The sequence below is a fragment of the Candidatus Pelagibacter communis genome (genome assembly GCF_001179845.1).
Classification (GTDB): Bacteria; Pseudomonadota; Alphaproteobacteria; order Pelagibacterales; family Pelagibacteraceae; genus Pelagibacter; species Pelagibacter ubique_Q.
On sequence record NZ_CVSB01000032.1, the window covers coordinates 1 to 552 of the forward strand.

General features: G+C 22.1%; 1 protein-coding gene. It reads right to left on the reverse strand.

Features of this window, described 5'->3' with window-relative positions; genetic code table 11:
• Positions 1 to 514 (reverse strand): hypothetical protein (locus AMN81_RS03030; RefSeq protein WP_072090650.1); only part of this gene is annotated, 514 nt, incomplete at its 3' end.
• Between the last annotated feature and the right edge of the window lie 38 nt (positions 515 to 552).

Below are 552 nucleotides of genomic sequence, written 5' to 3' on the forward strand. Positions count from 1 at the left end.
AAGTAGAACAATCAGAATATTTAAAACCTGGCTTATTAAATTTTTTCCATTCTTTTTCATCAAATAAATCTTTAAACCCATCGTTTATAATATGAAATAACTCGTGGTGAATCACTCTTTCAAAATATTTTTCATTAAATTTTACATCTATAATTAATGTTTTCATTAAGTGATCAGGAATTCCAGCTGTGTTTATTCCTGAAATAGATAGGTTTTCACACATAACAATATATTTAAGATTAATTTTTCTCAAAAATTCTTTTGAATAGAGGCTCAAATTTTTAGATATAATTTGGTATTTTTCATTATAAGTTTTTGTATTTGAATTAATGCAAGAAATATTTTTTTGGACTCCAAGCCTAAAGGGTTTAGTTGCATAAAAATATTTAAGTTTATTGGGAGTTTTTAATTCATAGATTTCTAAATTTGGTATTTTAATTAGATTATATATAGAATTTGAATTTGCTGATGTTATTAAAAAAAATGATAATAAAACTAGCTTAAAAATCTTCATAAACATAATTTAGATGATATTCGATTTAAAAAGAATGT